This window comes from Tepidibacter sp. (genome assembly GCF_025210165.1).
In the GTDB taxonomy this organism is placed as follows: Bacteria; Bacillota; Clostridia; order Peptostreptococcales; family Peptostreptococcaceae; genus Tepidibacter_A.
This window is the reverse complement of the sequence record NZ_JAOASI010000017.1, coordinates 21,259-45,210: the sequence shown is the minus strand read 5'-3', so window position 1 is coordinate 45,210 and position 23,952 is coordinate 21,259. Positions and strand designations below refer to the sequence as shown.

At 28.5% G+C, this 23,952-nt stretch carries 27 protein-coding genes and 1 riboswitch; of the genes, 3 read left to right on the top strand and 24 right to left on the bottom strand.

Annotation, left to right across the window (positions count from 1 at the left end):
- Nucleotides 1-10: 10 nt before the first annotated feature.
- Nucleotides 11-946 (bottom strand): sulfurtransferase, encoded by a 936-nt coding sequence (locus N4A48_RS02575; RefSeq protein WP_293664113.1) that lies wholly within the window; start codon nt 944-946, stop codon nt 11-13.
- A gap of 664 nt (nt 947-1,610) precedes the next feature.
- Between N4A48_RS02575 and N4A48_RS02570 the strand changes: the two genes are divergently transcribed.
- Together N4A48_RS02570 and N4A48_RS02565 are read left to right on the top strand one after the other, a co-directional pair.
- On the top strand, nt 1,611-2,705 hold the full coding sequence (locus N4A48_RS02570) for a GerAB/ArcD/ProY family transporter (RefSeq protein WP_293664112.1): 1,095 nt from the start codon (nt 1,611-1,613) through the stop codon (nt 2,703-2,705).
- Nucleotides 2,706-2,951: 246 nt separating this feature from the next.
- Nucleotides 2,952-4,040 (top strand): GerAB/ArcD/ProY family transporter, encoded by a 1,089-nt coding sequence (locus tag N4A48_RS02565; protein WP_293664111.1) that lies wholly within the window; start codon nt 2,952-2,954, stop codon nt 4,038-4,040.
- 24 nt (nt 4,041-4,064) lie between these two features.
- Here the strand turns inward: N4A48_RS02565 and N4A48_RS02560 are convergent, their stop codons facing one another.
- The 23 genes from N4A48_RS02560 to N4A48_RS02450 form a co-directional block, all read right to left on the bottom strand.
- The gene (locus N4A48_RS02560) at nt 4,065-4,991 is read right to left on the bottom strand and encodes a transketolase family protein (protein ID WP_293664110.1); all 927 of its coding nucleotides are present in this window, start codon (nt 4,989-4,991) and stop codon (nt 4,065-4,067) included.
- Nucleotides 4,991-5,812, bottom strand: coding sequence for a transketolase (locus N4A48_RS02555; RefSeq protein WP_293664109.1), 822 nt, complete (start codon nt 5,810-5,812; stop codon nt 4,991-4,993). Before N4A48_RS02555 ends, N4A48_RS02560 begins: the two co-directional genes overlap by 1 nt.
- Nucleotides 5,813-5,869: 57 nt before the next feature.
- Complete coding sequence (locus N4A48_RS02550) at nt 5,870-6,736, bottom strand: YitT family protein (RefSeq protein WP_293664108.1); 867 nt, start codon at nt 6,734-6,736, stop codon at nt 5,870-5,872.
- Between the two features lie 20 nt (nt 6,737-6,756).
- Nucleotides 6,757-7,500 (bottom strand): WecB/TagA/CpsF family glycosyltransferase, encoded by a 744-nt coding sequence (locus tag N4A48_RS02545; RefSeq protein WP_293664107.1) that lies wholly within the window; start codon nt 7,498-7,500, stop codon nt 6,757-6,759.
- Entirely contained in the window at nt 7,487-8,611 is a 1,125-nt protein-coding gene (csaB, locus tag N4A48_RS02540) for a polysaccharide pyruvyl transferase CsaB (RefSeq protein ID WP_293664106.1), read from the bottom strand. The genes N4A48_RS02545 and csaB overlap by 14 nt, the downstream gene beginning before the upstream one ends.
- A complete protein-coding gene (locus N4A48_RS02535) occupies nt 8,604-10,664 on the bottom strand; it encodes a DUF5693 family protein (protein WP_293664105.1) in 2,061 nt (686 codons plus the stop codon). The genes csaB and N4A48_RS02535 overlap by 8 nt, the downstream gene beginning before the upstream one ends.
- Nucleotides 10,665-11,023: 359 nt before the next feature.
- Nucleotides 11,024-11,536 carry a hypothetical protein gene (locus N4A48_RS02530; RefSeq protein ID WP_293664104.1) on the bottom strand — a complete coding sequence of 171 codons (513 nt, stop codon included), beginning with the start codon at nt 11,534-11,536 and terminating at the stop codon, nt 11,024-11,026.
- A gap of 94 nt (nt 11,537-11,630) precedes the next feature.
- Nucleotides 11,631-11,990, bottom strand: a complete 360-nt coding sequence (locus tag N4A48_RS02525) for a type II toxin-antitoxin system PemK/MazF family toxin (protein ID WP_293664103.1) — start codon at nt 11,988-11,990, stop codon at nt 11,631-11,633.
- Nucleotides 11,983-12,267, bottom strand: a complete 285-nt coding sequence (locus N4A48_RS02520; protein WP_293664102.1) for a CopG family ribbon-helix-helix protein — start codon at nt 12,265-12,267, stop codon at nt 11,983-11,985. Before N4A48_RS02520 ends, N4A48_RS02525 begins: the two co-directional genes overlap by 8 nt.
- Nucleotides 12,268-12,296: 29 nt before the next feature.
- Nucleotides 12,297-13,457, bottom strand: coding sequence for an alanine racemase (gene alr / locus N4A48_RS02515; RefSeq protein ID WP_293664101.1), 1,161 nt, complete (start codon nt 13,455-13,457; stop codon nt 12,297-12,299).
- A gap of 19 nt (nt 13,458-13,476) precedes the next feature.
- Nucleotides 13,477-14,061 (bottom strand): germination lipoprotein GerS, encoded by a 585-nt coding sequence (gerS, locus tag N4A48_RS02510; protein ID WP_293664100.1) that lies wholly within the window; start codon nt 14,059-14,061, stop codon nt 13,477-13,479.
- 17 nt (nt 14,062-14,078) lie between these two features.
- Nucleotides 14,079-14,528, bottom strand: coding sequence for a CBS domain-containing protein (locus tag N4A48_RS02505; RefSeq protein WP_293664099.1), 450 nt, complete (start codon nt 14,526-14,528; stop codon nt 14,079-14,081).
- A 2-nt stretch (nt 14,529-14,530) separates the two neighbouring features.
- A complete protein-coding gene (acpS, locus tag N4A48_RS02500) occupies nt 14,531-14,917 on the bottom strand; it encodes a holo-ACP synthase (RefSeq protein ID WP_293664098.1) in 387 nt (128 codons plus the stop codon).
- A gap of 239 nt (nt 14,918-15,156) precedes the next feature.
- The gene (modA, locus tag N4A48_RS02495; RefSeq protein ID WP_293664097.1) at nt 15,157-15,927 is read right to left on the bottom strand and encodes a molybdate ABC transporter substrate-binding protein; all 771 of its coding nucleotides are present in this window, start codon (nt 15,925-15,927) and stop codon (nt 15,157-15,159) included.
- The gene (locus tag N4A48_RS02490) at nt 15,927-16,358 is read right to left on the bottom strand and encodes an MOSC domain-containing protein (protein ID WP_293664096.1); all 432 of its coding nucleotides are present in this window, start codon (nt 16,356-16,358) and stop codon (nt 15,927-15,929) included. The genes modA and N4A48_RS02490 overlap by 1 nt, the downstream gene beginning before the upstream one ends.
- A 14-nt stretch (nt 16,359-16,372) precedes the next feature.
- Nucleotides 16,373-17,344 (bottom strand): GTP 3',8-cyclase MoaA, encoded by a 972-nt coding sequence (moaA, locus tag N4A48_RS02485; RefSeq protein WP_293664095.1) that lies wholly within the window; start codon nt 17,342-17,344, stop codon nt 16,373-16,375.
- Nucleotides 17,344-17,850: a molybdopterin-guanine dinucleotide biosynthesis protein B gene (gene mobB, locus N4A48_RS02480; RefSeq protein WP_293664094.1), complete on the bottom strand. Its 507-nt coding sequence runs from the start codon at nt 17,848-17,850 to the stop codon at nt 17,344-17,346. The genes moaA and mobB overlap by 1 nt, the downstream gene beginning before the upstream one ends.
- Nucleotides 17,847-18,437 (bottom strand): molybdenum cofactor guanylyltransferase, encoded by a 591-nt coding sequence (locus tag N4A48_RS02475; protein WP_293664093.1) that lies wholly within the window; start codon nt 18,435-18,437, stop codon nt 17,847-17,849. Before N4A48_RS02475 ends, mobB begins: the two co-directional genes overlap by 4 nt.
- Nucleotides 18,438-18,441: 4 nt before the next feature.
- Nucleotides 18,442-19,512, bottom strand: coding sequence for an ABC transporter ATP-binding protein (locus N4A48_RS02470; RefSeq protein WP_293664092.1), 1,071 nt, complete (start codon nt 19,510-19,512; stop codon nt 18,442-18,444).
- A 10-nt stretch (nt 19,513-19,522) separates the two neighbouring features.
- Nucleotides 19,523-20,314: a molybdate ABC transporter permease subunit gene (gene modB / locus N4A48_RS02465; protein ID WP_293664091.1), complete on the bottom strand. Its 792-nt coding sequence runs from the start codon at nt 20,312-20,314 to the stop codon at nt 19,523-19,525.
- Nucleotides 20,289-20,777 (bottom strand): cyclic pyranopterin monophosphate synthase MoaC, encoded by a 489-nt coding sequence (moaC, locus tag N4A48_RS02460; protein WP_293664090.1) that lies wholly within the window; start codon nt 20,775-20,777, stop codon nt 20,289-20,291. Before moaC ends, modB begins: the two co-directional genes overlap by 26 nt.
- A gap of 2 nt (nt 20,778-20,779) precedes the next feature.
- Nucleotides 20,780-22,009 carry a molybdopterin molybdotransferase MoeA gene (locus N4A48_RS02455; RefSeq protein ID WP_293664089.1) on the bottom strand — a complete coding sequence of 410 codons (1,230 nt, stop codon included), beginning with the start codon at nt 22,007-22,009 and terminating at the stop codon, nt 20,780-20,782.
- Between the two features lie 5 nt (nt 22,010-22,014).
- Nucleotides 22,015-23,037: a molybdopterin-binding protein gene (locus tag N4A48_RS02450; protein ID WP_293664088.1), complete on the bottom strand. Its 1,023-nt coding sequence runs from the start codon at nt 23,035-23,037 to the stop codon at nt 22,015-22,017.
- A 193-nt stretch (nt 23,038-23,230) separates the two neighbouring features.
- Nucleotides 23,231-23,328, bottom strand: a riboswitch (molybdenum cofactor riboswitch).
- A gap of 126 nt (nt 23,329-23,454) precedes the next feature.
- Here N4A48_RS02450 and N4A48_RS02445 point away from each other — a divergent pair.
- The gene (locus N4A48_RS02445; RefSeq protein WP_293664087.1) at nt 23,455-23,946 is read left to right on the top strand and encodes a MogA/MoaB family molybdenum cofactor biosynthesis protein; all 492 of its coding nucleotides are present in this window, start codon (nt 23,455-23,457) and stop codon (nt 23,944-23,946) included.
- Nucleotides 23,947-23,952: the final 6 nt, after the last annotated feature.

Sequence of the window (23,952 nt, the reverse complement as noted above, 5' to 3'; positions counted from 1 at the left end):
CATGTAAACACTATTTTTCCAATTTTAAGCTTTCATCTCCAGCCCATTCATAAAAAGAAGCATCGTAATTCATTGATTTTTCATATCCAGTCATCTTAAATACCATAGTTATATAAGCCGAACGAATTCCTCCTGTGCAATAAGATACAATAGTATCATCCTTATTTATTCCCGCTGCTTCAAACATTTTTTCAAGATCTTCTTGATTTTTAATTCTTCCATCTTCTTTAAACAAATCTGTATATACTATATTTATAGATTGTGGAATATGTCCTCCTCTTTTTTCTTTATATTTAACAGCACCATCATATTCTGATGAATCTCTACTATCTACAATCTTTATTTTTCCTAAATTTTCATTAATCCAATCTGTATCAGCATTTAAAGATTTATCAAAAGACTCTACTTTAAAGTCTGTTTTTATAATACTACCTTCTTCTTTGGATACCTCATAACCTTTTACGTTCCAATACTGCCATCCACCGTTTAACATTTTAGTATTTTCTAAATTAGACATTCTAAGCATCCAAACTATTCTTCCATCTTCACCCCATCCATTCTTATTATCAGAGTAAGCAACTATAGTCTTTTTATCATCTATACCTATCTCTGATAACTTTTCAGATAGTTTTTCAGGTTCAAGAACTACACCCCACCCTTTATCTCCAGGTTTATTACTTACATTAGCAAATTGAGTCCAAGATACATTTATAGCACCAGATATATGTCCTTTTTTATATTCTTTTTCCGATCTTGTATCAAGTATTAATACATCATCTTTATTTAAATTATCATTTAGCCAATCTGCTTCAACTATGTAATCATTATTAGTATATTTTTCAGTTGTACTAGTTTCCCCATTATTATTACTTACATTTGTATTAGTACATCCAGCTGCTAATATTACAGTTAAAATTGCAACTACTATTAAGTATATTTTTTTCATATGTATAATCCTCCCTTTTTCTTATGTTTTCGTACCATTGAAGTATATCATATGGTCTAGAAATAATATAATGAGTTTTTTCTATAATTGGAATATATTGTATTTATTTTTTTAATAATGGATCATAACGGATTGACTTTTGCTATTCAAGTTTATAAGTGCCTAAATGCCGGGGATTAAAATACCGCTGCTGTGTTAAATATTTTAATCCCCAGCATTTTAAGTGTATGTGAAGTTGTTATATATAGCTATCGCAATTTTTTCAGATACTTACAAACAAAAGCAGCAAATGTATGTCATTATTAAGAATCCATTTAAACTGTAGCTTAATTACTGTTAAATACTATATACTAGTCTAAAAATGAGGATTATCAAAATGTTAGCTATTTTTGGTTAATATTTTTCCATAAAACTTAGATTGCAACGTTTAAATATATGTTAAGAAACTTAATTGTTTGACCGTAGGGAGTTTATGAAGTTTTAAGATATTTAATAAGATGCACTCTTTAGTTTTATTAAAATATTGACTAGATAGCGGTATTTTGATGAGCCTCATTTTTGCTTAAAAAGATGCATTTCTTAGCATTTAAATTAAATAAATTTAATATATTTTTTTTTTTGGGTCAAACTATTAGATATTACTTATATTTTAGGAGGTCTTATAGTGAACAAAGAAGTTATATCTGATACACAAGGAATATGTCTTATGACTATGTTCATAGTAGGAACTTCCTCAATGCAAGTATCAGGCTTATCATCTGAACAAAATTTATGGATAAGTATTATAATGTCAATACTTATTTCTATGCCTATTATGTTTATATATTCAAGATTATACGAGCTATTTCCAGAAAGAAATATATTAGAGGTTGCCGAGATTTGCTTTGGAAAATTTATTGGAAAAATATTAATAGGATTATTTGCTTTTTATATGATAAAAGAAACTTATGAAGTTTTAAGGAATGCATCACAATTTATTACCACAGTCAATTTCCCAGAAACTCCATTAATAATTATTCTAATAGTTATAACTCTCTTATGTATTTTTACAACAAAGCAAGGATTAGAAGTAACTAGTAGGTTTTCAAAACTTTTTTTGCCAATACTTATTATGTTTATATTATTCTTTTCCTTATCTTCCATTCCAAATATGGATATAAATAACATTTATCCAATATTTGATGATGGTTTAAATCCAATTATAAAGGGAATATTTCAAACTTTTTTATTTCCATTTACACAAATATTAAGCTTCCCTATCATACTTTCTTCTTTGGAAAGAAAAAAATCTTCTTATAATATATATTTTACAAGCTTATTTTTAGGAGGTATTTTGCTATTTATACTTTCAGTAACGAGTCTTTTAGTTTTAGGAATAGAATCTACTACATCTGTATATCATCCTACATATCTTGTGGCTGCAAGAATACGTATCGGCCCTTATGTGCAAGGAATAGAAATATTAATAAGTACAACATTGATATTAGCAGCATTTATCAAGATAAGTGTTCTTTTATTGTCTAGTTGCATAGCCTTAGCTCATTTATTTAATTTTGAAGATTATAGATTCATAATAACTCCTATTGCCCTACTATGTATTAACCTATCTTATCTTATGGTTGATAATATAAAAGAATATTGGGAATGGACAGACAAGGTTTGGTATCATTTTGCATTTCCATTTCAAATAATATTACCTATTTTTATATGGTTTTTTGCTGAAATTAAACACAAGCATTTAGAAAAAAGGCTATTATGATATAATAATATACCCTATAAAGTAGACAGTGAAAAAATATGGATATAATTAAATAAAACTAATATAAATATATATTTTTTTGGTTAAACTATAAAGAAGTCTTAATAAAAAAGTCTTATTTTTGAAAATTTTTAATGTAGACTTTTTTGGAACTCATAACGAAAATTATACTTATCCACAATTTGAAGATGATTATAATTTACTATTCGTTATAAAAGATTACTTATTTTTATAGGAGGTCTTATAGTGAACAAAGAAGTTATATCTGATACACATGGAATATGCCTTATGACTATGTTCATAGTAGGAACTTCGTCAATGCAAGTATCAGGCCTAGAATCCGAGCAAAATCTATGGATAAGTATTATATTATCAATACTTATTTCTATGCCTATTATGTTTATATATTCAAGATTATACGAACTATTTCCAGAAAAGAATATATTAGAGGTTACCGAAATTTGCTTTGGAAAATTTATTGGAAAAATATTAATAGGATTATTTGCTTTTTATATGATAGAAGAAACATATGAAGTTTTAAGAAATGTAGCACAATTTATTGCTACAGTTAATTTCGGTGAAACTCCACTAATAATTCCTATAATATTTATAACTCTCTTATGCATTTTTACAACAAAGCAGGGAATAGAAGTAACCAGTAGGTTTTCAAAGGCTTTTTTGCCAATACTTATTATGTTTATATTATTCTTTTCCTTATCTTCCATTCCAAATATGGATATAAGTAATATTTATCCAGTACTTAATGGTGGAATAAAACCAATTATAAAGGGATTATTTCAAACTTTTTTATTTCCATTTACACAAATAGTAGGATTCCCTATATTATTCTCTAACTTAAAGGAAAAAAGATCTTCTTATTATATATATTTTACAAGCCTATTTTTAGGAGGTATGTTAATATTTTTACTTTCAGTAACAAGTCTTTTAGTTTTAGGAATAGAATCTACTGCATCTGTGTATCATCCTACATATCTTGTCGCTGCAAGAATACGTATTGGACCTTACATACAAGGAATAGAGATATTAATAGGTACAACATTAATATTAGCTGCATTTATCAAGACAAGTATTTTTTTATTGGCTGGATGTATAGCCTTAGCTCATTTATTTAATTTTAAAGACTATAGATTTATAATAACTCCTATTGCACTAATATCTATTAATCTATCTTATATTATGGTTGATAATATAAAAGAATATTGGGAATGGACAGACAAAGTTTGGTATCATTTTGCCTTTTTATTTCAAGTGATTTTACCTGTTCTTATATGGAGTTTTGCTGAAATTAGAAACATACATTTTAAAAAAAGCTAGCATAAATATGCTAGCTTTAACTTATTAAATACTTTCTTTAACTGCTTTAACTATATCAACCGCTGTTAAACCATACTTTTCTAATAAATCATTAGGAGTTCCTGATTCACCAAAAGTATCCTTAACTCCAACTTTTTTAATCTTAATTGGACAATTCTCAGCTACAACTTCACTAACTGCCGATCCTAGTCCTCCAATTACACTATGCTCTTCTGCTGTTATTATAGCTTTTGTTTCTTTAGCAGCTTTTATTATTATATCAGTATCTATTGGCTTTATAGTAGGCATATTTATAACTCTTAAAGATATACCTTCTTCTTTTAAAATTTCATGAGCCTGCATAGCTTCATTTACCATCATTCCACAAGCGATTACAGTAGCATCTGTTCCTTCTAGAACTTCAACTCCCTTACCGATTTCAAATTTATAGTTTTCATCAAATATAGTAGGTACTGCTGATCTACCAAGTCTTACATAAACTGGTCCGTTATATTTAGCTATTTCAAATATAATTTGCTCTGTTTCTACTCCATCAGCTGGAACTATTACTGTCATATTAGGAATAGATCTCATTATAGCCATATCTTCTACCGATTGGTGAGATGCTCCATCTTCTCCAACTGTAAGACCTGCATGAGTTGCACATACTTTTACATTTAATTTAGGATAACAAACAGAGTTTCTTATTACTTCAAAAGCTCTTCCAGCTGCAAACATTGCAAAAGTACTTGCAAAAGGAATCTTTCCAGCAGTTGACATACCAGCTGCTGATCCTATTAAGTTTTGCTCTGCTATTCCCATGTTGAAAAATCTTTCAGGGAAAGACTTTTGGAAACCTGCTGTTTTTGTAGATTTTGAGAGGTCTGCATCAAATACTACTACATTTTCGTTCATTTGTCCAAGTTTAACAAGGGCATTACCATAAGCTTCTCTTGTTGCTATTTTTTTCATTACTCAACACCTCCTAATTCTTTTAAAGCTACTGCTAAATCTTCATCGCTAGGAGCTGTTCCATGCCATCCCGCTTGATTTTCCATGAATGAAACACCTTTACCTTTAACAGTTTTAGCTATTACCATCGTTGGCTTTCCTACTGTTTCTCTAGCTGAGTCAAGTGATGCAAATATTTGATCAAAATCGTGTCCATCTATTTCTATTACATGCCATCCAAAAGCTTTGAATTTATCAACAACTGGATAGATATTCATTACATCTTCATTCTTACCATCAATCTGAAGTCCATTGAAATCTAAGAAAGTAACTAAGTTATCTAACTTATAGTGAGAAGCACTCATAGCCGCTTCCCATATTAAGCCTTCTTGGATTTCTCCATCTCCAAGTATAGTATATACTCTCCAAGGAGCATTATCCATCTTAGATGCCATAGCCATACCACAAGCAACAGAGAATCCTTGACCTAAAGATCCCGTAGACATTTCAACACCAGGAGTTCTTTTCATATCAGGATGTCCTTGAAGCATAGAATTTATCTTTCTTAATTTGAATAACTCTTCCTTTTCAAAATATCCTTTTTCAGCAAGAGCACTATATAAAACAGGAGCTGCATGTCCCTTTGATAATACAAATCTATCTCTATCTTCCTTCTTAGGATTTTGAGCATCTATGTTCATCTCGTCAAAATATAAAGCTGTAACTATTTCAACACAAGATAGCGAACCTCCTGGATGACCTGATTTTGATTCATTAATCATTTGAACTATATTCTTTCTTACACTAGTAGCAATTTGTTTCAATTCATTATGATCTCTCATTTATTACCCTCCTTCTTATATTTTAACTTAATATATTTTAAAAAATTTTAACTAACTTTATGATCTTATAGGCTTAAATCCTTCTCCTAAAACCTCATGTACATTTGCAACCATTATGAATGCATTTTCATCTATGTCTTTTACTATATTTTTTAATTTTACCTCTTGTGTTCTATCAACTACTACCCATAATATATCTTTGTTATTCTTAGTATACATACCTTTCCCATTTATACAGGTAACCCCTCTTCCTAAAGTTTGCATTATCTCATCACTTATTTTATCTGGCTTTGATGATATTACAAAGAAGGCCTTGGAATAGCCCATACCCTCTATTATAAAATCTGCCATTTTAACAAGTATGTAAAGTGCGATTATAGAGTATAGAGAGGTTTCTACATTTTTATTTACAAAACCTGCAAGTGCCACTATAAGAAGGTCTATACACATCATAAGCTTTGGTATACTTATATTAGGGAAATATTTATTAAGTATTGCTCCTGCTAAATCTGTTCCTCCTGTAGTCCCTCCAGATTTAAATACTAGACCTATTCCAACACCTGAAATAAGACCTCCATATATAGCTGATAACAACATATCATCAGTTGGTATATATCCATAAGACATTTTTGAAGCTAATTCTATAAAAAATGATAATGCAAGTGTAGCATAACCAGTTTTTGCTCCAAATGCTTTCCCAAGAATTATAACTCCAGCTATAAAAAGCGGAATATTTATAACCAGGTTTGTTACAGAAACAGATATCCCTGTAATTTTTTTGATAACTATAGCAAGACCTGTAACTCCTCCAGGTGCTATTGTATGTGGTGCTAAAAATAGATCTATTGATAATGCCATTAACGCACATCCAATAGTTATAAGTATGTACTCAATTAATATAGTACTCCAATGCTTTTTCTTCATATTAAACTTCTCCCCTTTATCTATTTTGTTACTATTACCTGTACAATGAATTTAGGGAGCAACATCATTCTTTTATATCTCCACGGTTCCTTTATTAATCTGTATAACCATTCAAGTCCAAGTTTTTGATAAATTTTAGGTGCTCTTTTAACTTCTCCTGCATATACATCAACACTACCCCCAACACCCATAAGAACAGATGTGTCTATCTCATTTTTATATTTTTGAATCCATAATTCCTGTTTTGGAGCTCCAAATGCAACAAATAATATGTCAGGTTTTATTTCATTTATCTTGTCTATAACTTCTTTTTCCTCATCGTGGCCTTCATATCCTATATGATAACCTTTGAAGTAACCGTGATGAGATCCCCAATTCTTTATGTTAGGATATTTTTTGACTATATTCTGAGCTGCCTTATCAGCAACTCCAGGCTTTCCACCTATTATAAATATAGATTTATTGTTTTCGTTACAGTAATTAAGTATGTTTTCCATAAGATCAATTCCTGTAACTCTTTCCTTTAAAGGATTTTTTACTATTTTAGAAGCTATTACAAGACCTATTCCATCTGGTATAACAAGATCTGCTTCTTTTATTATATTTAAAAACTTTTCATCATCCTTGGCCATCATAACTATTTCACTATTTGGTGTTACTATAATACTTTTTTCATCTTTATTAAAGAAATTGCTAGATGCATTTAATGCTTCCTTCATATCTACCTTATGTACTGGAACACCTAAAATATCAATTTTTTCCAAAGTATTCACCTCTATTTTCAATCAAGTCCATTAATATCTTATTGTGAATGTCAGTTATTTCCCTAAATTCATCTCTTTTTCTAGATATTAATTCTCTCTCTTCATCAATATTATCTATTAAATATTTTACATCATTCATTATATCATTAAAATTTATATTTAAAATAGAAATAACATTATTCTTTTCAATAAAATTTAAGAAATTATTTATTTTGGGATCATAAGAAAGTCCTACAACAGGTACCCCCATTAAAACAGAAAATATAAGTGCGTGAAGTCTCATACCTATTAAAAAATCTAGATTTCCAACTAAAGATATATACTCATCTACATAAAGGTATTTGTCTAATACAAGTACATTTTTTCTGAATTTCTTATCTATGTTTTTATAAATATCTTTTATTATACTAGAATCTGCATAAAAATGAAAAGGTATGAATAATACTTGATAATCATATTCTTCTACTAAAATTTCACAAACCTTACTAATCTCTGATACTATTTGCTTATTATTATTCCAAGGTCTTATAGAAAGACCCACTATTTTCTTATCAAAATCTATATTTATATCCCTTAATATTTCTTTTCCAATCTCAATATTTGGTTTTTTAATTCCAAACACAGTATCCATAGTAACAAGTATATTTTTTTCTATACCCATATTTAAAAGCTCTTGTTTAGAATTTTCATCTCTTACATTTATAAAATCAACCTTATTTAAAACCCTCTTTAAAAGATTTCTGTTGTAATTTTTATTAACAGGACCTATCCCTTGAGAATATATCATAACCTTTTTATTTAATATCTTAGCTATATGTATTATAGCTATATAATAAAGAATAGATCTCTTTGAAGTTACATCTTGAAGTAATGACCCACCTCCACTAACTAACAAATCACAATCTTTTATTTCTTTTATTATACTGAAGAAATTCATTCTCTTTATAGACCTTACATTATGCTTTTTAGAAGTGAATTCAGGATACTGAGATAAAACAACTATCTCAGTATCCTGACTAAAACCTTTTATTCCATCTATTATTCCTTTAAGTATAGCTTCATCTCCTATATTATTAAAACCATAATATCCGGATATAACAACTTTAGGCATTTATTTTTCTCCCTTCAATCTTTCTCCATATAAACTCTATCAAAATAATAGATATGCCTCCTATGATAGCTCCAAATAATATCTCATAATTAGTTCTAATATAAGATAAATAAAGAGGTGCCCTTATATGTGAGAAAGTGTTCACTATATTTCCCTGACCTATTACAACTAATAGAGAAAGAGGAAATATTGACCACTTTTTCTTTCTAAACGCTAAATACATCATTAAAATAAAAGCAGGATTAGCCATTAAGAATGATTTATTTCTAGGTCTTGCTGTCAAGAATAACTCTAACATATTTCTAAACAACAATTCTATACTTGAAGGCTTTATATTAGTCTCATGTCCAGTTCTAGCTATAAATACAATACCCATAACCAAGAACGCACCTAAAACTATAACATGTCCTATTTTTATATCTTCTTTAAACAATCTTATTATTTCTGTAAAAGATAAACCATTTCTTTCTTCTTCTCTTTTATATCCAAATATAGATAAATAAAGTAATACAGTAAACATTATAGGTACAATTTGAGATATTTTAACTCCTCTGAATATATCCATCTCAAGTAAAAACTTGCTATCAAGTAGAAGAGATGTCTCAAATAAAGCTCCTATTAAAGATATCATACATGCTATTGTCAATGTTATTATTCCTTTTATTAATATACTAAATGCATTCATATTATTTTTAGTTTTTAAAGCTAGTCTAATAATATACAGTATAAACGCCATACTTATAGAAGGCATTGCAATAGTTGCAAGTAATGCAAACATTTTGTCTAAAAGATCTGATTTAATACCTAAACCATATAAAAGTGCAGTACCTGCTGATGATAATCCAAATAATATGTTCATGTATTTATAGTTTATATTTACCAGATTGTCTATTAATATTAAAAATGCAGCTATTATACCTAAAGCTATAGGTATATGCATCAATCTATTAGGATGAACTTCTCTCATAGAATTGACCTTGCCAATTTTCATATTATGACCTTTTTGTATTCTATTATCAAACTCTTCAAATCTCTGCTTGTATATACTCATATCCGTTACATATTTTCCTTGTTTATCTATGAAAGGCTTAAAGTATATAATCCTTATATTCCTCTCTGTTACAGCTCTGTACATAGAGTTTATTATTTCTTGTCCTTGGCGATGATACGGTATTTCATAATCATATCTTATTTGAACCCAATCCCATACATTAAATACTCTTGTAGCATAATATCCACTATCCTCAACTAATTTTTTTAGACCTTTTTGATCTATATTTTCTCTTTGTACACTAGTTTCAATCATACCTACTACCATATTTCTCTTTTTAAGCTCTTTTTTTAAGTAATCAGTATCTAAGCCAAACCCTAAAACCTCTCCACCAGCAAATATTATAGAGCTTGGACGAATATCTTGTTTATCTAAAAATTCAAAATAGTACTTTATACTTTTTTCATCTTCATACTCAGATAAGTATATAGGTCTTGGAAGAACATCTAGCCCACTAGACTTTATTGTATCTATATCCTCTTGTAAAAAACCTAGTCCCAAAAACTCAAGCTTAGAGCCTTCTAAAACCGTACTCTTTCCTACATAATCTCCATGAACATCATAGAGCTTAGTTTCATCATATATATAATCTTTGCTCTCTCCCTTAACTCTTATAGTACTCGCATCTATAGCCTCTACTCTATTAGCTCCTAATTTTCTTTTAAATCCGTCAAATATAAAATTATATACTGATTCATCTGCACTTACTATTAAATCATACCCCTCTACACTAGTTTTTATATTGTATTCTCTTCTATTTTTCAGTGTATTTATAGTAGATTCATTTAAAGCAACACTACCCACCTTCATATTCTTAAATTCATCTAAGAAATACTTTAAATCCTTATCACTTTCTTGTTGCATCTTAATTAATTGATCATAATCAAGAACTACCTCAACATTTTTATATTCACTTTCAATACTATTTCTTTCAAACACTAAAACACTAGAAAATAATATACCTATAATTAAAAATATACTAAACAACCTATTTACCTTCAAGTCTATCCCTCCTTTGTTTTTGCAAAAATCCCCATTCTAAAGATTTGAAATGTATTGTATTTTTTCTTAATTTCACTAAAAACCTAGGCACTACACTTAAAAATTATGCTCATTAAAATGTTAGATACTTTTGGTTAATATTTTATTATTAAACTTAGATTATACTGTTAAAATATCCGTTAAGAAAGTTCGTTGTCTGACCAAAGGGAGTTTAGAACTTTTAGGATATTTTAACTGTATAATCTTTAGTTTAATTAAAATATTGACTAAGTAGCGTTATTTTAATGAGTATAATTTTTAGCTTAATTAGGTATTTTGGTTGAATACAAGAAAATAAGGGGTATTAATCCCCCTCTAGATTATTTTATCTCATATTCTCCTTTTACCATGAATATGCAGTTTGTCTTTGCCATAATACCTCTTCCATCTGATCTTGGAATCATTAAAAGATGATTTGCAGGAACCTCATATCCTCCTCTTAAATCTACCCCCTGTGTTAAATCAGCTATTCCACCAAGTTCTGAATCTATTATAGCTCCTTCACCACCTCTTAATATTATCTCACTTCCTGCTTTTAATATTATACTTTTCCCTTCTTGAACCTCTACTATCTCTAATTCATTAGAATGTTTTTCTTGTGGATTATCATCTGTACCTGGTTCTTGCTTATTTGTATTTATCTTTTCAATAACTTGATTTACATTCTTTGCAAGCTCATCTATTTTCATATCAACATAGGACTTTGTTGCAACAGGGTCCATATTAGATCCTGCTTCATAATCAGATGCCTTAGCTATATATGTAGATGTTATAATAATCGAACATGATAAAATAGATATCACAACTTTATTTTTAATCAAATTCTTAAGCATAAATTTTTCCCTCCAATCCACTCATTACTAATATACATTATTACAAAATTCATAGAATAAATCAATATAAAAAAAAGAGCTGTTTATCAGCTCACTAAATATCAAACAATCCCAGACTTATTTGAAGACCCTCGTCTACTTTTTTCATCATACCATCATCGAAATTGCCTATTTTTTCTCTTAATCTCCTTTTATCTATGGTTCTTACCTGCTCAAGTAACACCACTGAGTCTCTATTAAGTCCGTAATCATTTGCGTTTATTTCAATGTGAGTCGGTAGTTTTGCTTTATTTATTTGAGATGTTATAGCTGCAATTATAACCGTTGGGCTATATTTGTTACCTATATCATTTTGAATAATTAATACTGGTCTTACTCCCCCTTGTTCAGACCCTATTACGGGACTTAAGTCCGCGTAAAATATGTCACCTCGTTTAATCTCTAAATTATTCACCTTCTGCTATCTTCCCTTCATATCCCTCTAAAGAAGACATATCCATGCTAAGACCCATTTCTGCTAAAGCTAAGTTTATAACACCCATTTCTCTATAGCCTTTTATCATAGATTCTCTCGTTTGAACTTTTCTTTTTTCTCTCAGATAAAGGCTCATTGCTTCTTTTATGAACTCTGATCTATTTTTGTTTTCTACTTTTATTATTTTGTCCACTTCTAAAAGTAAGTTATTAGGTAAACTTACAACAATTTTCTTTTTACCCATACAACTAGACACAAAACCGCCTCCCAAAGTTAATTACACACTTATTTTATCAGATAATCTAGTATGTGTAAAACTGTATTTCCTTCCAAATAGACCCTAGGTATCCTTCTAGAAATCATGCATAGAACTTCATAATTTATAGTATTTAAAGAATTAGCTATTCTCTCTATTTTAATATCGGCATCTTCTCCAAATATCTTTACTTCATCTCCTATTCTTACATCTAACCCATCTACTTGTAGCATACATTGATCCATGCATATTCTTCCAACTACAGGCACTAGTTTATCTTTTATCTTCATATTTGCACTTTCATTTAACATTCTTGTAAAACCATCTGCATACCCTATAGGAACAGTAGCTATTTTTGTAAAATCATTTGTTCTATACTTTTGACCATAGCTTATTCCTGTGTTAGGATTTACAGTTTTAATATTAGATACTGTTGTCTTTAGTGTCATAACAGGTCTTAGATCTAATCTATCCTTCATGACATCATCAGAAGGATAATGTCCATAAAGTATTATTCCGCTTCTCACCATATCAAGATGGTAATTGGGGCAATCTATTATACCCGCACTATTACATATATGCTTTATTGGAATTTTTATTCCTCTATTTTCTAATTCATCTATAATATATTTAAATTTATTAAATTGCATGTTGGTAAAAGTCTTATCCTTCTCATCTGACATAGCAAAATGACTATATATACCAACAATATCTAAATTAGAATATCCACATATACTTTCAATAATGTCTACAGTTTCGTCATTTATTTGAAATCCAAGTCTTGACATTCCCGTATCTAATTTTATATGTACTCTAGCTTTTTTATTTTTTTGTTTACTAACTTTGTTTAAACTTTGGGCTGATTCTTTTGAATATATAGTTATGTCTATATCGTTTTGTAATGCTAGATCAAAGCATTCTTCTTGTATATAGCCTAGACATAATATGGGTAGTTTTATATCATTATTTCTAAGTTCTATTCCTTCCTCAAGTGTAGCAATAGCTAAATAATCTGCGCCTTCATCTACAAGCACCTTTGCAATTTGTATAGAACCATGTCCATAGGCATTAGCTTTAATAACTCCGCATATTTTGGTATCTTCTTTGAGTAATTTTTTTATATTCTTATAATTTTGCTTTAGATTCTTTATATTTATTTCTGCCCAAGTAGCTCTTGTTTTATAACTCAATATTCCTTCCCCCTTAAATTTAATCCCCGTTGTATTTAAACTCCTTGTAATTAACAACAAATCTTTTCTTTAAGTTGATATCCATTATCTCTAACTTATTAGGCTTTAATGTTTTTTTGTCAACATAAATCTTTTGTTTATTAAAATAAAAAGAAGAGCCAGGTATATTAGTTTCTAGAATCAAGAAATATTTATCGGAACTTATTTTTAAATTTTCATTTTCAAAAATATTTTTCAAAAAATCTCCTACAAATAAATATCTATTTTCTATCCCTTTATGAGTAAATCTTAATTCATCATTGTATTTTGGATTTTTTATTATAATCTTATCATCATCGTAAATAGTTATTTTTCCTTTTATATTACTAGGATCTAATGTTGTGAGCTTGTAGTAATTTGGGCTTTTAAAATAGTGACTCGCTTCATATTCTTTTATAGATTTATTACCACATACATTTATAGTTGCTATACATGTATATGAATCTAATTTATTTATCTTCTTTTGAAATTTATAATACACTTCTTCATCTGTGGACTCCCTACATCCTGTAAAATTAATACCTACTAGTATGATTACAAGGATACATAAAATCCACTTTTTCACAAAATCCCCCCTTATATTTAATTGTACATAGCTTTTATAATATCATATCTGCATATAATCCCTTTTATATAATTATTGTCATCAACAACAGGTACCCTATTTATAGACTTCTTTATCATTTCATTTGCAACATATTCTACACTGTCATCTTCTTTAACAGTCATAACACCCTTTGACATTATATCGGATGCCTTATAAGCTGCTATCTTTCTAATATCCTCTTCTACCTCTTTAAAACTATCAAAAAATATATACCCTTGAAGTATATTTATAAAAGATGGTACATTTACATTTTTCTCTTTTTGTATAATATCAGTTTCTGATATTATACCTACTATCTTTCTTTCCTTGTCTACTACTGGAACACCCCCAATCCTATTCTTTAAGAATATTTCAGCTATCTCTTTTATAGTATCCTCTTGATTTACAACTACTACATCACTAGTCATTATATCTTTTGCCTTCATAGTTATTTCTCCTTTCTAGTCGTTATAATAGCATTTGCAACTGCATATTCTTTTGAATGAGATATAGATAATAAAATTTCTTTCATTTCTGATTTTTCTGACAATTTATATAATTCATTATATAATTTTACAACCGGTTTTCCAAGACTATTTCTTAATATTTCTATATCTTTAAAATTATACCCTCTGATTCCAGTTCCAAATGCTTTGCTTATAGCTTCTTTTGCAGCAAAATTCCCAGCTATAGTTTGAGACTTATAATTTTTTTGCTTAAAATACTCTATTTCTTTTTGTGTATAAATCCTTTCTAAAAACCTATTATTTTTTTTTATAGCTTTTTTTATTCTCTCTATTTCTATTATATCTATTCCAGTACCTAAAATATTCATAAAACCCTCCTTTAAATATATTTACTTACTGATTTTATTATACAAAAAAAGAACCACTATATTAAAACCTAAACTTAATCAGATTTTTTCATAGTGATATATAACTCTTATCCGAAAGCTAAGAGTTCTAATACTCCATCCTCTTCAAGGTTGGAGATGAGAACTCTACAGCTTCTGGATAAGTTCAACTAACCTTCAGATGGAGTTACAAACTCCACCTGAAGATAAGTTTCACTTGATTAAAATAATTTAAATCCATATTTTTCAAAAATAATTTCAGATTGTTCACTTTTAAGATATTTATACAACTTCAAACCATCATCACTATTTTTTAATAAGCTATAAAAGTAAACTGCATTAATATTGTAATCTTTAGGTATATCTATTACCCTAACCTTATTTTTTATATTATCTGTAATATCAGATGAATATACAAAAGCCGCTTGTGCTTCTTTTAGAATAACTTTTGCTAATACTTGCTTAACATTGTTTTCTTTTGAAACAACATTATTTAAAACTTTTTCTTTGTAATCTTCACCATATTTATTATTTAAATCATCTAAAATTTTTAATGCGTAATCTCCCGCAGGTACTTCCCTTTGAGCTATTACTAAATCACATTTATTTCTTAAATCATTTAGATTCTCTATATTAGCAGGATTATCAGATGGAACTATTAAAACCATTGAATTACTCAATAATTTTTCTTTATTATCTATAATACCTTTTTCCTTTAGCTTTTTACAATGTTTTTCACTTGCTGATATAAAAACATCTGCTTTTACTCCATTTTCAATCTGAGTTCTAAGTCTACTTGAACTATCTAAGTTTAATATTATATTTGTATCTGGATTATTTTTTTCAAATTTTTGTTTAATTTCTTTCATGCTTTCAGTCATAGATGATGCTGCAAATACAGTGATTTCTTTTTCTGCTTTCTTATTATTACATCCTGTGGTTCCTATAGTTATACATATTAATACAATTAACCAAGAAACAGATTTTTTCATTAGTCAACAACCTCTATTACATCATTTATTTGAACTACTCCTCCATTTAATACTCTAGCAAATATTCCCTCTCTAGGCATTATACAATCTCCAACCGCATGATAAATAGCACAATGCTGATGACACTCTTTTCCAATCTGAGTTACCTCTAATTCTGCTTCATTTATTTTAAGCTTGGTTCCTACTGGTAATTTTGCTAAATCTATTCCTTGTACTATTAAATTTTCTCCAAAGTCTCCATCCTTAACTTGTCCTCCCCTGTTTTTGAAATCTTCTATTTTTTCCCATGAAAGCAGACTAACTTGTCTATGCCAATTTCCTGCATGTGCGTCTTTTTTTAATCCATGATTTTTCACTAATTCAACTTTTCCCACATTAACCTTTTGAACCCCTTTTTTCTCACTTATACATACTCCTAATATTTTCCCCATTTTTCTCCTCCTAATTATCCACCTATTTGAGACATATTTCTAGAATCTGAATTTTTGTTTTGACTTTTAAATTCATGTTTATAAGGCTTTTGTTTTATAGCATTATATATAATTTTATATAACTGCTCATCACTTGCTTTACTTCTTAAAACCTTTTTCAAATCAACTCCATCATTCCAGTGAAGGCATAACTTTAAAAAACCTTCAGGCGTTATCCTTATTCTGTTACATTTATTACAAAACTCATGACTAATAGGACTTATAAATCCTATAGCACCTTTGCTTGATAAAGTTCTAAAATAAGTGGCTGGTCCTGATCCTTTTGAATTTAAAAACGGAATTAATTTTCTCTTTTTTAATATTATTTTTTTTATATCATCATTAGATACTTGTGTATATTTTTTTCCTTCTCCAATAGGCATAAGCTCTATAAATCTAACATCCACTGGCATTTTTTCAGTTAATTCTGCAAAATCCATTATTTCTGAGTAATTTATTTCCTTTGCTATAACTGTATTTATTTTTACTTTTTTTATTCCTTTGTCTAAAGCAACATTTATGCCCCTTAATACTTTATCTAAACCTTTACTTCTAGTTATTTTACTGTATATATCTTCATTTAAACTATCTATACTTACATTTATTCTATCTAAGCCCGCCTTTATTAAATCGTCTATATTCTCTTCAAGTAAGATTCCATTTGTAGTAATGCTTACCTCTTCGATTCCTTTTATACTTTTTATTTTTCTTATAAACTGGGTTATTCCCTTTCTAGCTAAGGGTTCTCCACCAGTTATTCTAATTTTTGAAATTCCTAATTCTGATGCAGATTTTATTATCCTTATTAATTCTTCAAATGTCAATATTTCATCATGCTTAATAAGCTCAATTCCATCCTTTGGCATACAATATATACATCTTAAATTGCATCTATCAGTTATTGATACTCTTAAATATTCTATTTTTCTTCCCCAATTATCAATCATTATTTATCACACTTTCCAATATTTAAGATTTTTTCTTCTATCGTATCTACCAAACCAACTGAATCATTTAAATCAAAAACTGGTATGCCTTGGGTATTATGATTTATATCACTAGCTATAGCTATTAAATCTTCTTTCCTACATATTGACTCTGTATATTTTTCAGATCTTATTACTTCTATTTTAGGCTTATCACTTGTTTTAAATCCTTCTGCAATTATTATATCAGAGTCATTATTAAGTTGAATTAATTTATCAAGGCTTAATTCCTCCTCTACTTTTTTTATCATAGCTATTTTATTAGGTGAGGATATCATTACAGAGTCTGCTCCAGCTTGAGCATGCTTAAAGGTATCCTTTCCAGGCTTGTCAATATCAAATCCGTGAACATCATGTTTAATTGTTGAGACTTTATAGTTTCTTTTCCTTAACTCTTTTATTATTTTAACTACTAAAGTTGTTTTTCCAACATTAGATTTACCGACAATACAAACTATAGGTATCAATTGTTTTCTCCCCTCACATAATAATCGTATTCTTTTGGATTATTTATATTTATAAATACATATTCACTATTTGATAATTTATTTATTTCTTCATCTTTTAAGTATCTAACATTTAAATCTTTAAATATTTCTCTAATTTTATGATTATTTTTTTTTAGATTTTTTTCTATAACAGGTAAGCATGTTTTTTTATATACACCACAAAGAGGCTGTATATATCCATTTGATATAGGAATAACTGCATCATACCCTGTTGCAAAAGTAAGAATATTTTTTACAAATTCTTTATTTATAAATGGCATATCACAAGCGACAACTAAGCTATATTCATATTTTGCATTTATTAACCCTGAATGAACTCCACTCAATGGTCCACACTGAGGGATTATATCCTTTACAACTTTAACATCTAAGTTTAAATATTCTTCTGGCTTATTAGAAATAATTATCTTTTCATCATATAAATCAAGCTCATCCAAGATTTTTTCAATAAATGTTTTATTTTTTAATTTTAAAAAAGATTTGTTTTGGTAATTCATTCTGCTGCTTTTTCCTCCTGCAAGTATAATCGCTGTATTATATATCATTAAATCACCCCCAATTTTGTCCATTATTTAAGATGGTGATATTATTTTCATCTAAATATATATTTAAACAACTTCCTATTTCAATATTCTTTTGCTTAATTATCTTTTTATTAACTGCAACTTCAAATTCTAAATTATTTTCTAAAGCTACTATTAATTTACAATTATTAATAGTATAATTTAATTTTTTTACATAAGCTTTAAATACATTGTTTTTTCTGTCTTCATTAATTATACTAATATCTTCAGATTTTATTCCAAGTATAATATCTCTAGTTTCTACATAGTTCTTATTTTTAATTTTTATAAATATTCCACTTACATCTATAATTAAATAATTTTTATTGCATTCAATTAAACTACCTTTTATAATATTTTTAATTCCAACAAACTTTGCAATATCTAGTCTATTTGGTCTTATAAAAATATCTTCTTTATTTCCTATATCTAAAAATTTTCCCTCATCCATAATAGCTATCTTATCGCCAAGCATATATGCCTCATCAAGATCATGAGTTACAAAAACTATAGGAATATTAAAACTTTGTTTAATATCTAATAATATTGTTCTAAGCTTTTGTTTTATTATATTGTCTAAAGCACTAAAAGGCTCATCTAACAATAATATATTAGGATTAATAATTAACGCCCTTGCTAAAGCTACTCTTTGTTTTTGCCCTCCTGATATCTGATTTGGCATTCTATCTTTTAAATCATATATTTCAAGCATTTTCATAATTTTTTCAACTTCAGATATATCCAGATTATTTCGTACTCCATAGGATATATTTTTAATAATATTCATATGAGGAAATAAGTTACTTTTTTGTTGTATATATCCTATTTTTCTTTTATGTATTGGTAGATCTATTTTATTTTTTTTAGAATATATTAAATTTTCATCAGATTCTATTTCCCCATAATCAGGCTTTATTACACCAGATATAAGATTTAAAAGTGTAGATTTTCCACATCCTGAATAACCTAATATTACAAATATCTCACCTTTTTTAGTATTAAAATCAACATTTATATCAAACTTATCTAGTTTTTTACACGCTTTAACTTTAAGCATTAATATCCTCCTAGCCACTTTTAGAAATATACTTTGTTATTAACAGTATAGTTACTGATATTATAACTAAAATAGTTGCCATTGCTAAAGAAACATTCATATCTATTTCCATAGCTGAGTATATTGCAAGAGGTAATGTTTGAGTTTTTCCAGATAAATTTCCAGCAAACATAATAGTTGCTCCAAATTCAGCTAAGGATCTAGCCCATGCTAGAATAGCTCCTGTTAATATCGAGCTATATGACAAAGGTAAGGTTATATTTATAAATATTTGAATAGGCTTATCTCCTAATGTTGCTGCAGTTACTTCTAAATCCTTATCAACCTTTTCTATTCCATTTTTTGCTGTTTTTATAAATAACGGCATTGCTACAAACACTTGTGAAATTACTATTGCCCAAAATGTAAATGATAATTTTAAATCAATTTTATATAATAACTTTCCGATAATTCCATTTTTACCAAATGCTATAAGTAGTATTAATCCAGCTACAGAAGGCGGTAAAACCAAAGGTATTTCTAATATTGTCTCTATATACTTCTTAAATCTTATTTTTTTTCTTGCAAGTATATAAGCACTCGGAAGACCCAAAATAATAATTATAATCAAAGATATCAAGGTACTTTTCATACTTATAATAAAAGCATCTATAACTACATTATTTGTTATTTGATAAATGACTTGTGCACCTGATGATATAAATAAAGATATTATTGGTACACTTACAAATAGAGTGCATAATATAAATAAGCAAAACACTAATAATTTCATAAATCTATCTTTCATTAATAAATATTCCACTTTTTCCACCTGTTTTTTTAGCAAGATGGATATCTTCAATTACCATTTCTTTATCAATAGCTTTACACATATCATATATAGTCAATCCAGCTGCCGATACAGCAGTTAAAGCTTCCATTTCTACTCCTGTTTTTCCTGTAGTTTTAACTGTAGTTTCTATATGAATTTGTGATTTTTCTTTATCTATATAAAAGTCAACACTGCATTTACTAAGCATTAAGGGATGGCACATTGGAATTATTTCATACGTTTTTTTAGCTGCCATAATACTAGCTATTCTAGCTACACCTAAAACATCACCTTTTCCAATTTTTCCATTTTCTATAAAGGCAAGAGTTTGTTTTTTCATACTCACCTTACCTTTAGCTATAGCTATTCTTACAGTATCCTCTTTTTCACTTACATCTACCATAATTGCTTTTCCATTTTCATCAAAATGATTTAACTTAAGTTCATTGTCCATAATTAACCCTCCATTTTGAGTGGTATAATCTCCACTTTATCCCCTTTTTTTATTCCATCAGAACCTTCCGCTACCTCTATTAAGCAATTACATTTTATAATGGAGCTTAATACTCCTGAAGATTGCTTTGAGCTAGTAAGCTTAACAATTGGTCCATTTTGTGAATATTTTAACTCTCCTCGTAAAAATCTTCTTCTATTGCTTTTTTTTAAGTAAGTATCATCAAATACTGCAATTACCCTTTTTAATTTTGAATCCTTTTTATTAACCATTTTATTCAGCAAGGGTCTTACTAACAATTCAAACGTTATAGTAGCAGCTGCTGGATTTCCTGACAAGCTTATTATCAATTTATCTTTTAAACAACTGCAAAGTACAGGTGTTCCAGGTTTTAGATCAACCTTCCAAAACAATATATCTGCATTTATTTTTTTCATTACATCTTTTATAATATCTTTTTTTCCTACAGATACTCCACCTGTAGTTATTATTAAATCTACTTCATCAATTGTATCTAGAATATTTTTAGCAGTTTTTTCTATATCATCACCAGATATTCCTAATATAACCGGCTCTGTATTTAATTCTTTCAATCTAGCTGATATTGTATATATATTACTATTGTATATCTTTCCTGGAGTTAACTTTTCTCCTATGTGTAATAGTTCGTCTCCTGTACTTAATATAGCTATCTTAGGTTTTTTATAGACTGGTACTTCTTTTATTCCAAGACTTGCAATTACTCCTACTTCTCCAAAATTAATTTCAGTATTCTTTTTTATAACTACTTCTCCTTTTTTTAAGTCTTCTCCTTCAAAGCAGTAATTTTGAAACTTATTCAATTCTTTATGTATATATACTTTCCCATCTTTTTCATAAGTATCTTCTTGCCTTATTACACAATCAGCTCCTTTTGGTATAGGTGCCCCTGTCATAATTCTAGTTGCAGTATTATTTTTCAAATCTTTAGTAGGATAACTTCCTGCACAAACCTCTTCTATAATTTCTAAAGCAATCCCATTTTCTTTACTTGCACATTTAGTATCTTCTGATTTTAATGCATATCCATCTAAAGGCGATCTATCAAAAGGTGGCTGATTAATAGTAGAAATTATATCTTTAGATAGTATTCTTTTATGAGCATCTTTCAAATTTACATACTCCTGTTCAAGATAATTGCTTTTTTCACCTAATATTTGATTAGCTTCTTCTAAATTAATCATTTCTTTCATATAATCTACCATCCTTTTCCAAAGCTACATTGTGGATAAGTACATTCAATGCATTCTAAGCATAAGCCTCCATGACCATATCCAGCTAAATCTTTAATTGTAATATTATCTTGTGAAAGAACTCTTGGCAGAACTAAATCAAAAATTGTAGTTTTAGCATACATTACACAACCAGGAAGTCCTAATATAGGAATATCTCCTTTATATGCAAGTAAGAACATAGCTCCAGGTAATACTGGTGCTCCATAAGATATTATACTAGCCCCTGTTTTTTTAATAGCACTTGGGGTTAAATCATCTGGATCTACAGACATTCCTCCTGTACATATAATCATTTGTGCACCTTTATTTATAAGTTCTTCTATAGCACTTTTAATTTTTTCACTATTATCATCAACTATTTTTTGCTCTATAACATTACATCCATACTTCTCTACTTTTTTTCTTATAACAGGACCAAAGGCATCCTTTATTCTTTTATGATAAACTTCATTTCCTGTAGTTACTATACCAACATTTACTTTTTTATAAGGCACTACATCTACTATAGCTTTTCCACTTGCAATTTTTTCAGCTTCAATAATTTTTTTCTCATCTATTATAAGTGGTATTACTCTTGTCCCTGCTAGCTTATCACCTTTTTTTACTGGATAGTTATTATGTCTTGTGGCGATTATAATTTCATCGAGTAAATTTACTTTTAATAATAAATCTGTATTTATTTTTAAAAGTCCATCATATTTTGCAATGAAATTTATTTTTCCTTCTTTTACTTCACTAAATTCAATTCCTATACCTGAGGCTAAATTCGCAAGTCTCTTTGCTGCATCATTTTCGTGTAAATATCCTTCTTTTTTTTCCCACACATAAATATTATCTTTTCCTAAAGAAAGTAAAGTTTTCACATCTTCTTCCTTTATAACATGACCCTTCTTAAAAGCTCTATCCTTAATTTCCCCAGGTATTATTTGAGTTATATCATGACATAGTACATGTCCAATCGCATCGTGTACTGAAATTTTTTTCATTATTTCCCCCCTCAAAAATTCGTCTACTCGCTATCGCGGTGACTCATGTCGCCAACGATCCCTACCGGCTCCGTTGCTCAAAAATAGTTGCAAATGTATCTTTTTCTATAAGTTATCCACAAAACAAAAATAATATAATTTCCTATAGCGTAAAAAAAGCCATTTATTGCACAACGAGACAATAAAGGGCTTTTTCTTCCTTTAAAATTCTCCTTTTCAAATGGATTTAAAATCCAGACTATACTCCATAGATCAATCCTTAGGATATATAGTTCGGAGATAATATATTTTTTTCTTACTCTTTATTCTAATATACGACTAAGTAAAGATTTTTTCAACCTATTTTTTATAATAATTTTACACTAACTCATCTATAATATATAATTATTTAATAGTCATATATTAGGAGGTTTTTTTATGTTCAAGGTAGGTATAATTACAGCCAGTGATAAAGGCTATAAAAACGAAAGAATTGACGAAAGTGGAAAGCTTATATCTGAAATAGTTCAAAAAAAAGGCTACATAGTTAAAAAGTATATAGTACTTCCAGATGAGGAGAATAAAATTTCAGATGAATTAATTCACATGAGTGATGAACTTAATCTTGATTTAATACTTACAACTGGAGGAACGGGTTTTAGCAAAAGAGATGTGACTCCTGAAGCCACATTAAAAGCCATAACAAAACTAGCCCCAGGTATATCTGAAGCTATGAGATATTACAGTCTGAACATAACTAAAAGAGCCATGTTATCTAGAGGTATTAGTGGTATAAGAAATGAAACCTTAATAGTTAATTTACCAGGAAGTCCTAAGGCGGTTAAAGAGTCTTTAGAATATATAATAGATACTCTTGATCATGGACTTGAAATTTTACTTGGTAAAACCAGTGAATGTGCAAGAAAGTAGCCTAAG

What these genes read in the sequence shown, in the direction of transcription:
- N4A48_RS02575 (WP_293664113.1), bottom strand. Translation starts at nt 946, where the DNA reads ATGAAAAAAATATACTTAATAGTAGTTGCAATTTTAACTGTAATATTA.
- N4A48_RS02560 (WP_293664110.1), bottom strand. Translation starts at nt 4,991, where the DNA reads ATGAAAAAAATAGCAACAAGAGAAGCTTATGGTAATGCCCTTGTTAAA.
- N4A48_RS02555 (WP_293664109.1), bottom strand. Translation starts at nt 5,812, where the DNA reads ATGAGAGATCATAATGAATTGAAACAAATTGCTACTAGTGTAAGAAAG.
- N4A48_RS02550 (WP_293664108.1), bottom strand. Translation starts at nt 6,736, where the DNA reads ATGAAGAAAAAGCATTGGAGTACTATATTAATTGAGTACATACTTATA.
- csaB (WP_293664106.1), bottom strand. Translation starts at nt 8,611, where the DNA reads ATGCCTAAAGTTGTTATATCCGGATATTATGGTTTTAATAATATAGGA.
- N4A48_RS02530 (WP_293664104.1), bottom strand. Translation starts at nt 11,536, where the DNA reads ATGCTTAAGAATTTGATTAAAAATAAAGTTGTGATATCTATTTTATCA.
- N4A48_RS02505 (WP_293664099.1), bottom strand. Translation starts at nt 14,528, where the DNA reads ATGAAGGCAAAAGATATAATGACTAGTGATGTAGTAGTTGTAAATCAA.
- acpS (WP_293664098.1), bottom strand. Translation starts at nt 14,917, where the DNA reads ATGAATATTTTAGGTACTGGAATAGATATAATAGAAATAGAGAGAATA.
- modA (WP_293664097.1), bottom strand. Translation starts at nt 15,927, where the DNA reads ATGAAAAAATCTGTTTCTTGGTTAATTGTATTAATATGTATAACTATA.
- N4A48_RS02490 (WP_293664096.1), bottom strand. Translation starts at nt 16,358, where the DNA reads ATGGGGAAAATATTAGGAGTATGTATAAGTGAGAAAAAAGGGGTTCAA.
- moaA (WP_293664095.1), bottom strand. Translation starts at nt 17,344, where the DNA reads ATGATTGATAATTGGGGAAGAAAAATAGAATATTTAAGAGTATCAATA.
- N4A48_RS02475 (WP_293664093.1), bottom strand. Translation starts at nt 18,437, where the DNA reads ATGATATATAATACAGCGATTATACTTGCAGGAGGAAAAAGCAGCAGA.
- N4A48_RS02470 (WP_293664092.1), bottom strand. Translation starts at nt 19,512, where the DNA reads ATGCTTAAAGTTAAAGCGTGTAAAAAACTAGATAAGTTTGATATAAAT.
- moaC (WP_293664090.1), bottom strand. Translation starts at nt 20,777, where the DNA reads ATGGACAATGAACTTAAGTTAAATCATTTTGATGAAAATGGAAAAGCA.
- N4A48_RS02455 (WP_293664089.1), bottom strand. Translation starts at nt 22,009, where the DNA reads ATGAAAGAAATGATTAATTTAGAAGAAGCTAATCAAATATTAGGTGAA.
- N4A48_RS02450 (WP_293664088.1), bottom strand. Translation starts at nt 23,037, where the DNA reads ATGAAAAAAATTTCAGTACACGATGCGATTGGACATGTACTATGTCAT.
- N4A48_RS02445 (WP_293664087.1), top strand. Translation starts at nt 23,455, where the DNA reads ATGTTCAAGGTAGGTATAATTACAGCCAGTGATAAAGGCTATAAAAAC.